The organism is Amycolatopsis sp. GM8, from assembly GCF_021653975.1.
Classification (GTDB): domain Bacteria; phylum Actinomycetota; class Actinomycetes; order Mycobacteriales; family Pseudonocardiaceae; genus Amycolatopsis_E.
On sequence record NZ_JAJKFK010000002.1, the window covers coordinates 462,695 to 473,413 of the forward strand.

The 10,719-nt window shown below is 67.5% G+C and carries 14 protein-coding genes; 6 read left to right on the forward strand and 8 right to left on the reverse strand.

Translation table 11 applies throughout. The features are described 5' to 3' along the window. Nucleotides 1-2 precede the first annotated feature (2 nt). A complete protein-coding gene (locus LOZ83_RS09545) occupies nt 3-167 on the forward strand; it encodes a cupin domain-containing protein (RefSeq protein WP_236789978.1) in 165 nt (54 codons plus the stop codon). On the opposite strand, the gene LOZ83_RS09550 is transcribed toward LOZ83_RS09545, so the two are convergent. Genes LOZ83_RS09550 through LOZ83_RS09560 form a run of 3 tightly spaced genes read right to left on the reverse strand, consistent with a single transcriptional unit; the run spans nt 164 to nt 3,626 of the window. Beyond that, the gene (locus LOZ83_RS09550; protein WP_236789979.1) at nt 164-2,332 is read right to left on the reverse strand and encodes a cation-translocating P-type ATPase; all 2,169 of its coding nucleotides are present in this window, start codon (nt 2,330-2,332) and stop codon (nt 164-166) included. The two genes, LOZ83_RS09545 and LOZ83_RS09550, sit on opposite strands and share 4 nt — an antisense overlap. Next, the gene (locus tag LOZ83_RS09555; protein WP_236789980.1) at nt 2,332-2,535 is read right to left on the reverse strand and encodes a heavy-metal-associated domain-containing protein; all 204 of its coding nucleotides are present in this window, start codon (nt 2,533-2,535) and stop codon (nt 2,332-2,334) included. Before LOZ83_RS09555 ends, LOZ83_RS09550 begins: the two co-directional genes overlap by 1 nt. A gap of 35 nt (nt 2,536-2,570) precedes the next feature. Next, nucleotides 2,571-3,626, reverse strand: a complete 1,056-nt coding sequence (locus LOZ83_RS09560; protein ID WP_236789981.1) for a HoxN/HupN/NixA family nickel/cobalt transporter — start codon at nt 3,624-3,626, stop codon at nt 2,571-2,573. Nucleotides 3,627-3,734: 108 nt separating this feature from the next. Between LOZ83_RS09560 and LOZ83_RS09565 the strand changes: the two genes are divergently transcribed. After that, nucleotides 3,735-4,016, forward strand: a complete 282-nt coding sequence (locus LOZ83_RS09565; protein WP_236789982.1) for a metal-sensitive transcriptional regulator — start codon at nt 3,735-3,737, stop codon at nt 4,014-4,016. 132 nt (nt 4,017-4,148) lie between these two features. On the opposite strand, the gene LOZ83_RS09570 is transcribed toward LOZ83_RS09565, so the two are convergent. After that, nucleotides 4,149-4,370, reverse strand: coding sequence for a DUF2188 domain-containing protein (locus LOZ83_RS09570; protein ID WP_236789983.1), 222 nt, complete (start codon nt 4,368-4,370; stop codon nt 4,149-4,151). 119 nt (nt 4,371-4,489) lie between these two features. Here LOZ83_RS09570 and LOZ83_RS09575 point away from each other — a divergent pair, with 119 nt between their 5' ends. Together LOZ83_RS09575 and LOZ83_RS09580 are read left to right on the forward strand one after the other, a co-directional pair. Further along, nucleotides 4,490-4,861, forward strand: coding sequence for a helix-turn-helix transcriptional regulator (locus tag LOZ83_RS09575; RefSeq protein WP_236790747.1), 372 nt, complete (start codon nt 4,490-4,492; stop codon nt 4,859-4,861). A 1-nt stretch (nt 4,862) separates the two neighbouring features. Next, nucleotides 4,863-5,456, forward strand: coding sequence for an ImmA/IrrE family metallo-endopeptidase (locus LOZ83_RS09580; protein WP_236789984.1), 594 nt, complete (start codon nt 4,863-4,865; stop codon nt 5,454-5,456). A 54-nt stretch (nt 5,457-5,510) separates the two neighbouring features. Here the strand turns inward: LOZ83_RS09580 and LOZ83_RS09585 are convergent, their stop codons facing one another. Further along, nucleotides 5,511-6,002, reverse strand: coding sequence for a hypothetical protein (locus LOZ83_RS09585; RefSeq protein WP_236789987.1), 492 nt, complete (start codon nt 6,000-6,002; stop codon nt 5,511-5,513). Nucleotides 6,003-6,382: 380 nt separating this feature from the next. On the opposite strand from LOZ83_RS09585, the gene LOZ83_RS09590 reads away from it, so the two are divergent. Further along, entirely contained in the window at nt 6,383-6,847 is a 465-nt protein-coding gene (locus tag LOZ83_RS09590) for a hypothetical protein (protein ID WP_236789989.1), read from the forward strand. Nucleotides 6,848-6,906: 59 nt separating this feature from the next. Here LOZ83_RS09590 and LOZ83_RS09595 read toward each other — a convergent pair whose 3' ends face one another. Both LOZ83_RS09595 and LOZ83_RS09600 read right to left on the reverse strand, forming a co-directional pair. Continuing rightward, the gene (locus LOZ83_RS09595) at nt 6,907-7,380 is read right to left on the reverse strand and encodes a carboxymuconolactone decarboxylase family protein (RefSeq protein ID WP_236789990.1); all 474 of its coding nucleotides are present in this window, start codon (nt 7,378-7,380) and stop codon (nt 6,907-6,909) included. Between the two features lie 71 nt (nt 7,381-7,451). Further along, nucleotides 7,452-8,513, reverse strand: coding sequence for an NAD(P)-dependent alcohol dehydrogenase (locus LOZ83_RS09600; protein ID WP_236789991.1), 1,062 nt, complete (start codon nt 8,511-8,513; stop codon nt 7,452-7,454). Between the two features lie 97 nt (nt 8,514-8,610). Here LOZ83_RS09600 and LOZ83_RS09605 point away from each other — a divergent pair, with 97 nt between their 5' ends. Continuing rightward, nucleotides 8,611-9,213, forward strand: coding sequence for a TetR/AcrR family transcriptional regulator (locus LOZ83_RS09605; RefSeq protein ID WP_236789992.1), 603 nt, complete (start codon nt 8,611-8,613; stop codon nt 9,211-9,213). A 237-nt stretch (nt 9,214-9,450) separates the two neighbouring features. On the opposite strand, the gene LOZ83_RS09610 is transcribed toward LOZ83_RS09605, so the two are convergent. Then, nucleotides 9,451-10,665 carry a CdaR family transcriptional regulator gene (locus LOZ83_RS09610; RefSeq protein ID WP_236789993.1) on the reverse strand — a complete coding sequence of 405 codons (1,215 nt, stop codon included), beginning with the start codon at nt 10,663-10,665 and terminating at the stop codon, nt 9,451-9,453. Between the last annotated feature and the right edge of the window lie 54 nt (nt 10,666-10,719).

Below are 10,719 nucleotides of genomic sequence, written 5' to 3' on the forward strand. Positions count from 1 at the left end.
CAATGAGTGTCAGCGGCCGCGGGACGTTTCATTTGGACGGCAAGGAGTTCGAGGCGCGGCCGGGGATGTTCCTGTGCTTCGAAAAGAAGAAGGTGCACGGATTTCCGCGAATCGACGAACATCCCTTGGTGATGCTCGCGATCGACGTACCACGCCCGCGTCCTTAGCGGAAACGCCGCAACCGCAAGGAGTTGGTGACCACGAAGACCGAGCTGAAGGCCATCGCGGCGCCGGCGATCATCGGGTTGAGCAGGCCGGCCGCCGCGAGTGGGAGCGCGGCCACGTTGTAGGCGAACGCCCAGAACAGGTTTCCCTTGATGGTGGCCAAGGTCCGGCGGGACAGCCGGATCGCGTCCGCCGCCGCGCGCAGGTCGCCGCGCACCAGGGTCAGGTCGCTCGCCTCGATCGCGACGTCCGTGCCGGTGCCCATCGCGAGGCCGAGGTCCGCCTGCGCGAGCGCGGCCGCGTCGTTGACGCCGTCGCCGACCATCGCGACGCGCCGTCCTTCGTCCTGCAGCCGCTTGACCACGTCGACCTTGCCCGCGGGCAGCACCCCGGCCACGACCTCGCCGATACCGACCGACCGCGCCACTTCCCGCGCCACAACCTCGTTGTCGCCGGTCAGCAGCACCGGTTCGAGGCCCAGCGCGACGAACCGGCGGATCGCCTCGGCCGACGTCGGCTTGACCGTGTCAGCGACTTCGAGCACCGCGCGCGCTTTGCCGTCCCAGCCCGCCACGATCGCCGTTCGGCCGAGCTTTTCCGCTGCTGCCAAGGCTTCCGTGAGTTCGGATGGGATCGCGTCGAACAGCGCCGCCCGTCCGGCCGTCACGGCATGTCCGTCGACAACACCGCGCACGCCGAAGCCTTCGAGGTTGGTGAACTCGGTGATCCGGCCCGGCACCGCGATGGCCTTCGCGACCGGATGTTCCGAGGCGCTCTCCAGGGTGCCCGCGAGCCGCAGCACCTCGGCGCGGTCCTCACCGGGCGCGAGCCGGACGGCGACGAGCGACATCCGGCCCGTGGTCACGGTTCCGGTCTTGTCCAGCACGATCGTGTCGATCCGGCGAGTGCTCTCCAGGATTTCCGGGCCCTTGATGAGAATGCCGAGCTGCGCGCCGCGGCCGGTCCCGACCAGCAGCGCGGTCGGTGTGGCGAGGCCCAGTGCGCACGGGCAGGCGATGATCAGCACGGCGACGGCGGCGGTCACCGCGGCCGTCGGTGTGCCGCCCGCGACCAGCCAGCCGACGAACGTGATCAGCGACAGCATCAGCACGATCGGCACGAACACCCCGGCGACCCGGTCGGCCAGCCGCTGGACCTGCGCCTTCCCGGTCTGGGCTGCCTCGACGAGGCCGGCCATCCGCGCCAGTTGCGTGTCCCCGCCGACCCGTGTCGCGCGGACGACGAGCCGGCCGTGCGCGTTGACCGTCGCCCCCACGACGGCGTCCCCCGGCGCGACCTCGACCGGCACGGACTCGCCGGTGAGCATGCTCGCGTCGACGGCCGAGGCGCCTTCCTCGATCACCCCGTCGGTCGCGATCTTCTCGCCCGGCCGCACGACGAACCGATCGCCGGCGACGAGCTGCCCGGCCGGAATCCGGACCTCGGCGCCGGCACGCAGCACGGCGACATCCTTCGCGCCCAGTTCGAGCAACGCGCGCAGCGCCGCCCCGGCCCGCCGCTTCGACCGTGCCTCGAAATACCGCCCTGCCAACAGAAAAGTGATGACCCCGACCGCGACCTCGAAGTAGACGGTTTCACCGGTGGAGCGCGCGATGGTCAGCTCGAACGGATGCCGCATGCCGATGATCCCGGCGTCCCCGAAGACAAGCGCGTACAGCGACCAGACGAACGCGGCCAGCGTGCCGACCGAGATCAGCGTGTCCATGGTCGCGGCGCCGTACCGCAGGTTCGTCCAGGTCGCCTGGTGGAACGGCCACGCCGCCCAGCCGATGACGGGGGTCGCGAGTACGAGCGAAACCCATTGCCAGTAGTCGAACTGCCACGCCGGAACCATCGCGAGCACGATCACCGGCACGGCGAGCACAGCGGACGCGATCAGCCGATCCCGCAACGGACGCGACGGATCGTCGTCCGCCTCCGGCCGCGGCAGCGCGGCGGTGTAGCCCGCCGCCTCGACCGTTTCGACCAGCTTTCGCGGGTCGACGCCAACGGGGAAGGTCACGCTGGCCTTCTCCGTGGCGTAGTTGACCGTCGCGGTGACCCCGTCGAGCTTGTTCAGCTTCTTCTCGACCCGCGTCGCGCAGGACGCGCAGGTCATCCCGCCGATCGCGAGCTCGAGCCGGTCGTGGTCCGCCGTAGCGGTCATCAGGCGACCTGGTAGCCGGCCTCGTCGACCGCCGCACGCACGGCCTCGTCGCTCAACTGGCCCGAGCTGACGACCGTGACCGCCCCGGTGGGCAGGTCGACCGCGACGGACTCGACGCCGTCGATCGCGCTGACCTCCTCGGTCACCGCCTTGACACAGTGCTCACAGGTCATCCCGGTGACGGTGTAGCTCGTCTCAGTCATGACCTTGACTGTACCCCCTACCCGTAAGGGGCGTCTCAATCGGCGGACATCGCCCAGCGCTCCTCGATCCGGCCGAAGCGCCACACCAGCACGGCCACCGCCCAGGCGACCACGAACAGTCCGACTATCGCGAACCCCACGTAGTCCAGGTTCACCTTCGCGATGGCCGCGAGTGGGCCGGTGGTGATGTCCAGGCGGTCGGCGAGCACGCCGATCAGCTCGATCACCCCGATCAGCAACGCGACCGCCACGGACAACGCGGTCACCGTGATGTTGTAGAAGATCTTGCGAACCGGCCGGGCGAACGCCCAGTCGTAGGCGCGGTACATGAACACCCCGTCGGCGGCGTCGAGCAGCGACATCCCGGCCGCGAACAGCACCGGCAGCACCAGGATCGCGTACCAGGGCAGGGAAAACGCGGCCGCGCCGCCGGCGAGCACGAGCAGCCCGACCTCGGTCGCGGTGTCGAAGCCGAGCCCGAACAGCACGCCGATCGGGTAGATGTGCCACGGCTTGCGCACCGCGGCCGTCGCCCGGCCCAGGATCCGGTTCATGAAGCCGCGTTTGTTGAGTTGCTCCTCCAGTTGGGTTTCGGTGTATTCCCCCGCCCGCATCCCGCGGAACACCCGGAGGATCCCGAACAGCACGACCAGGTTGACGATACCGATCAGGCACAGGAACACCCCGGACACCGAAGCGCCGATGACTCCGGTGACCTGGTGCAACTGCGACGAGTCGTCTTCGAGCTCCCCGGTCAGCGCCCGCACGCCGAGGGACAGCAGCAGGCAGAGCGCGAAGACGATCGTCGAATGCCCGAGAGAGAACCAGAAACCCACGGTCAGCGGTCGTTGTCCGTCGTTGATGAGCTTGCGGGTGGTGTTGTCGATCGCCGCGATGTGGTCCGCGTCGAAGGCGTGCCGCATACCGAGCGTGAAGGCGGTGACGCCGAGCCCGATGCCGAACACCTGGGCGTTCCCGAGTGAGTAGTGCGCGGGAACGACGAACAGGGTCAGCACGCCCCAGCCCAGGACGTTGAGAACCAGCACGAACGCGGCCATGGCGGCCACCGGACCCCAGTCACGCCTACTCATATCTGAGAGAGTAATCAGATGAGCAGGCTTATAGGGTTTCGGTTGGGTCTCGGAAATACGGGGAGCGGGTATGATGGCCTGAAGTCGAGAACGAAGGTGGGCAGGACAATGGCAAGCTACAGCGGCGACAGGGACGCCTACCTCAAGCGTCTCCGCCGGATCGAGGGCCAGATCCGGGGCTTGCAGCGGATGGTCGAAGAGGACAAGTACTGCATCGACATCCTGACCCAGGTGTCCGCCGCGACGAAGGCCCTGCAGTCGTTCTCCCTCGAACTGCTCGACGAGCACCTGTCCAGCTGCGTCGTCGACGCGGCGAAGGCCGGCGGCCGCGAGGCCGAGGTGAAGGTGCGCGAGGCATCGGACGCCATCGCCCGCCTCGTGAAATCCTGACACCTCTTTTCCCGGGCACGGCAACACAAACCGGCCGTCCACAAAGGACACCAAGGCCACGCCCGGCCCAAACTGTCAGACCCCACCCCTAGTGTCGAACCCATGTTCGACCCCACCAGGACCAGAGCGACCTCAACCGTCCGGCACGCGGGCATCCTGCCCGTAGACCCGCCTGCTCTCCACCGACCCGTCCCGCCGCAGGACCTTCAGCACGCTGGGCCGATCGCAGCGCGCCAGCCGCGCGGCGATGGTCACCGCCTCGCGCTTGCGCCCGTGATGCGACAGCACCCGGTTCACCCGCCGCACGTCCCAGCTGCCGAACAGCGGCGATACCCAATAAACGGTGCACGACACGATAAATCCCCTTCCCCAGTGGTGTTCCACTGCCACAGAAGCCTGCCACCAGTGTTGCAAAACCGCAAGAGCATTGCAATACTGAAACACGCCAGAGGAGACGGAGGATGAGCGATCAGATGACAGGGCGGCTGGACGCGGCCAGGTTGTACACGGCGCTGGACGCCGAGCGCGCGGCGCGCGAGTTGTCCTGGCGGCAGCTCGCGGCCGAGGCCGGTGTGAGCGCGTCCCTGGTCAGCCGCATGGGCAACGGGCACCGCCCCGACCTCGACGGGTTCATCGCACTCGTGCAGTGGCTGGGCCTGCCCGCGGAGACGTTCATGGTGTGGCCGGAAGGCTTGCGCGACAAGCATTCCCGGCCTTCGTTGGAGGCGCAGCTCGCGCCCTTGCTGCGCGCGGAAGAGGAACTCAGCGAGTCCGACCAGCAGCACGTGCTGGACGTGGTCGGCATGACGCTTCGACACATGAGAGCCAGGAACAAGGGGGACTGAAATGGCGCTGCGGCGCGGCTTCAAGAAGGAGGCCAGGGAACTGGCCCTGGAAGTACGGGAAGAGCTGGACACCAAGGTGTTCGCGCCGATGGACCCGTACGCACTCGCCGAGCTCTACGGCGTCGAGATCTTCGATCTCACCCAGCCCGAACTGCCCGCGGAATCGGTACGCCACCTGACCGAACTGCGGCCGCACGTGTTCTCCGCGGCGCTGGTACCACTGAACCCGAGCGGCGTGATCATCGTCGAGAACCACGTGCACCACCCGAAACGCCGCCGGGCCACGATCGCGCACGAGATGGCGCACGTCCTGCTGGAGCACCCGTTCGGTCCCATGCTCACCGGCGAGAACGGCTGTCGTTCGGCGGTCAGCGTGATCGAGGAGGAGGCCGACGAACTGTCCGGCGAGCTGCTGATCCCGAGCGACGCGGCGCGGATGGCGGCGTTCAAGAGCTGGTCGGATCAGTCGGTCGCGAACTACTTCCGGGTCAGCGTGCCGATGGCACAGTGGCGGATGAACGTGACCGGTGCCCGGCGGATCGCCTGTCGCTGGCGGGAAAGGTCGATGCGCACCCGGTACGCCGTCGCCCACTGACCCGGGCCGTCCACATGCGACAGTCGTGCGATCCCTTGCCCCGCTTCGGATTCGCTAGCCGAGCGCACCGCCGAGCAGCTCGTCCGCCGCCCGCGAACGCAGCCGCTCGAGCCGGGTGATCTGGCTGCGACCGCCGGCGATCAGCTCGTCGAGCCTGCCCTTGTCGAGCCGGGAGTCGACGGTCACGCGGGCGCGGAGTGCGCGCCAGGCCGCCACCTTGGCTTCGATGCCGAGGCGCAACTGCTCGAGGTCCATCACCCGGCTCAACGGGGACTGCGCCACCACGCGGCCGTTGGGCCTGAGCCGGCCGATCCTCGCCCCGGCCATCCCGGCCCACTGCTCGAGGCGCCGGACCGGCTCGCCGAGCGCCGCCATGGTCTCCACCAGCGCGGCACGGTCGTGCCGGACCTCTTCGGCGATCCGCTCGAGCTTGCCGTTGCCGGCCCATTCGCCCTCGGTCAGTGCGAGCCGCTGGGCGAGATCGACGCAGGTCGTGGCGCCGGCGAGGTGCTCGTTGAGGTACATCCCCAGCAGCGTGCGGCTCATGCCCCATTGAGTACCCATCCGGAGGACCACCAATCGCCTGAACCTGCTGAGCCGCCCACACCCTAGTCATCGACCACAACCCTGGCCAGGCCTTTCCGCGGCAGGCAAGGCGTTTTTGTCCATAGTGGACATCATTTCCGGTGGTACGGACCGCTCCGGGGCTTCGCCGGCCATATCATGATCGCCGAGGTCCGCGGCATCTCGGAGGGGGAACCTGTATGTCGTATCCACCGCAACCTGGCCAGCCGTTTTACGGTCCACAACAGTCGTATCCCGGCCCACCGGGCGGCTGGGGTCCGCCGCCCGGATACCCCGGTTACCCGGGCGGTCCGGGCGGGCGGCCACCACGGCGGAAGACGGGCCTGATCGTCGGTGTGATCGTGGGCGCAGTGGTCGTCATCGGCGGCGGCGTCACCGCGATCGTGCTGACCACCGGCCGCAGTCACGTCGATGCCGGTTCGATCCCGCGGACGAGCTACCCGTCGCCGGCCGGGCTCAGCACCGGTCCGGTCGCCAGCGGCCGGCCGAGCAGCGCGGGCGGTGGCGGCGCGGGCAAGGCGACCCCGGAGGCGCTGCAGGCCGCCATCGCGGACGCCTACAACAACCGCGACGCCGACGCGTTCCCGGCGCTCTCGTGTGACCCGACCAGTGACGCGGACCTGAAGGACCTGCGGGACACGATGTCCCGCGTCCCGGCCGCGGTCCGCTACGCGCCCAGTGGCCCGCCGCAGGTGAACGGCTCGACGGGCACCTTGACCTATGCGGTCACCGCACCCGGCGCGCAGACCAAGACGTTCGACATGCCGATCACCAAGTCCGGCGGCAACTGGTGCATCCCGTCGTGACCGGCGATCGTGCGTGTCCGGCAGGGTTTCGGGCCTGCTGAACACGCACGGGCGTCAGGTCAGCCCCACTGGCCGGGCTGGTAGTCCCCGGCCGGCTGGCGAACGATGATGTTGAGCCGGTTCCAGGTGTTGATCTCGGCCACGAGCACGATCAGCGCGGCGAGCTGGTCGTCGTCGTAGTGCTTGCGCGCCTGAGCCCAGGTCTCGTCGCTGACGCCCTCGTGTTCGTCCGCGAGGCGGGTGCCCTCCTCGGCGAAGGCGAGCGCGGCCCGCTCGGGCTCGGTGAACACGGTGGCCTCGCGCCACGCGGCGACGAGGTTGAGCCGCTGCTGGGTCTCCCCGGCGTGGGCGGCGTCCTTGGTGTGCATGTCGGTGCAGTACCCGCAGCCGTTGATCTGGCTGGCCCGGATCTTCACCAGCTCCTGCGTCGCCTTCGGCAGCGCCGAATCGGCGACCACGTTCCCGGCGTTGATGAGGCGCTTGAAGTACTTCGAGCTGACCTGGTTCTCCAGCAGGGCGAACCGCGCTTCCATCAGAATGTCCTTCCGCTTTGGCTGTCGACCTTCACCGGTATGACACGACAGCCCAGCCGCTTGTGACAGGCTCAGGCCTCCGGTTGGTCGAGGTCCGACATGTCGAGCACGAAGCGGTAGCGGACGTCGCCGTCTTCGAGGCGGGTCAGGGCTTCGCCGACCCGGGCGGAAGCCAATACTTCGACGTCGGCGGTGAGGCCGTGCTCGGCGCAGAAGGTCAGCATCTCGGCGGTTCCCTTCGTGCCTCCGGTACCCGACGACGTGAGTTTCTTCCGGCCGAGGGTGAGCGCCAGGATCGGCGGCGCGCTCAGGAGCGGATTGCCGAGGACCCAGAGCGTGCCGTCCAACGTGAGCATGTTCAGCAGCGGCAAGAAGTCGTGGTCGGCGGAGATGGTGTCGAGGACAACGTCGAAGCGGCAGCGTGCCTGCTGTACCTGGGTTTCGTCCGTGGTCAGGAGCAGCTCGTCAGCTCCCAGCGCGCGAGCGTCGGCCGCTTTGTCCGGCGTGCGACTGAGGACGGTGACCTCAGCGCCGAGGGCTGCTGCCAGCTTCACTCCCAGATGCCCCAGTCCGCCCATCCCGGCCACGGCGACACGGCTGCCCGGCCCGACACCGGCGGCCCGCAGGGGTTCCCACATCGTGATCCCGGCGCACATCAGCGGAGCGGCGGCGGCCGGGCTGAGCCCGGCGGGCAGGTGATAGGCGAACTTCTCGCGCAGCACGTACTCCCGGCTGTAACCACCCTTCGTCACCGTGCCGTCGACACCGTCCTTGCTGCCGTAGGTGCTGAGCGGGCCCCGGTAACAGAAGTTCTCCTGGCCGGCCTGACACATGTCGCACTCGCCGCAGGAATCGACGAGGGTGCCGACCGCGACCGAGTCGCCCACCGCGAACCCGGTGACCGCGGACCCGACGGCGGTGACCGTTCCGGTGAACTCGTGCCCTGGGACCAGTCCGCTCGGGTCGGACATGTGCGGCGTCACGCCGTGGATCGCATGGAGATCGCTGTGGCAGACGCCGCAGTAGTCGATCCGAACCGCGATGTCATCGGCGCGCAGGTCCCTGCGCTCGATCAGAACCCGCTGCAGATCGACGGAATTGTCCGTGCTCCGCCAGGCGAGAGTCGTGCTCATGAAGCCTCCAGAAGAATGACTAGTCTTTCTTCTGCGAACGGTAGCAGTACGTTCGTGAGCAAGCAAACGAACTAGTCTTTCTGCTAAGCTGCGTAGTATGCCCGAACTGCCCACCACGGCCCGTGGGATCGCGACGCGCCGCCGGATCCTCGACGCCGCCGCCGTCGAATTCGCGCAGGTCGGTCTGGCCGGTGCGCGGATGGACCGGATCCTCGACGCCGCCGAGGGAAACAAGGCCCGGCTCTACGCGTACTTCGGCAGCAAGGAGGGCCTGTTCGACGCGGTCATCTCCGACCGCGTCGACACGAGTACCGACACTGTCCCGTTCGATGTCGATGACCTGCCCGGCTGGGCCGTGGGCCTGTACGACCAGAACCTCCGCCACCCGGAGCTGGCCCGCCTCATCGCCTGGACCAGGCTCGAGCGGTCCCCGACCGGCCGGTGGTTCGACAGCACCCGGCACGAGCACAAGCTCACGGCAATCACGCAAGCGCAGGCGGCCGGCCGACTGCGCGCAGGGGACCCCACTGACCTGCTGGTTCTGCTCATCAGCATGGCTTCGGCCTGGTCCCCGGCCAGCAGCGTTTACACCGCCACACTCGACGAACCCGCCGCAGACCACGAGCGCCGCCGTACGCTGCTGCGCGAATCCGTCGCCCGGGCAGTGGCCCCAGAGACCGGCGAACCCCTGACCTTCTGATCGGAAATAGGGAGTTTTCGACACAGCATGAGGGGTCGGATGGTCCTGCTCTGCGTGATGCCTTGTTCGAGGAGATCTGTCGGTGTAGCGGTGGTCGCGCATGTGCGCTCGGGCGGCCGGGGATTCGAGTCGCCGTACGCGCCGAAGTTCTTGTCGGATGGGGACGGCATCGAACTCATCGACGACCTGCGGGTCACACTGCGACGATAGGCTGAGATCATTTCTCGCGGCTTGGGTTCACTCATTGGCGGCCGCCAGTGCTCGTAGCTTCAGGCCCAGATGCAGGGTCAGGCGGTCGTCGCCGTTGTCTAGATGGCAGTCCGTGATTTTCTCAATGCGTTTGAGTCGGTGGTAAAGCGTCGCCCGATGGATGCAGAGCAGATCCGCAGTACGGCGAATATCGCAGGCGCTTTCGAAGAATGCGTCGAGAGTCGCGACGAGGACCTGCTGTTTGTCCGCCGCTTCGAGCGTCTCCAGGGGCGAGACTTTGGCAGCGCGCATTATTTCGTCGCTCGGTAGGCGCAGAAGAATGTCGTAAGGGCCCAGGCATCCCCATCTCGCCACATCTCCCAGCGAGGGGACCAGAAGCGCGGCGCGCACCGCGACGAATGCCTGTCGATAGGCGCGGAAGACCTGACCGAGTTCGTTGACAGTATCGCTGACACCAAGAACGAATCGACTGTCATGTCCGCTTAATTGCTGGAAGCGGCAAGTCATACGCTGAGTAACGGAATCCAGTTGTTGCTGGGTCGACGCTTCTGTCAGGGCAAGCAACAGCCAGGCTCGGGATCTATTCGCAACCATCAGTCCGGCACCGTCCGGAAAAGCGTGTAGCCCTTCCTGGACCGCCACTTCGACCGCTACGTCGTCCGATGCCGCGATCGAGCGCGCGGCCCCTCGCTGTGCCGCGATGACCCGATACCGTGTCGCCTCTTCGACCAACAGCTGCTCAGCGCGTAGATCCTCGACCGCCTGCCTCCTCACTTCTTCATCTGAGGCGATGAGGTCGCGGAGAATTGTTTCGCGACGGACGTTCGCACGTTCGCGAAGTAACAGGCGTTTGTAGAGGATTACGCCCGCATATGAGGCAGTCTCCTCCGCCATTTCGATCTCGGAACTGGTAAGGGGATTCTCGTCGTGGTCAATAAGCCAGAGGAAACCGAGCAGCAGGCTGTTACACCGCACGGGTACACAGAGCCGCGGCTCGAACCCCGGCACATCAATATCGACCCGGCGCGGCTTGATCCACTTCGCGATGCCCAGAGCCAGGAGGGGGCGAGTCACTTCGTCGGGTACCGCTCGGTTCAGGATGGAGGTGACCCGCAGTGAGTCTTCGTCGCCGAAGTGCCGGCTGGCGGCGAGGAGCCGGATCGAGGGATCATCGATGGCCACCGAACGCTGCAGCCGCCCGGCCAGGTCGTCAACGAGCGGCTGCAGGTCGTCGGCGGGCATGTGCGCTCTCCTCAAGAAACCTGCCGCCCAGGTCCACGGCGGATGGCCCCATGC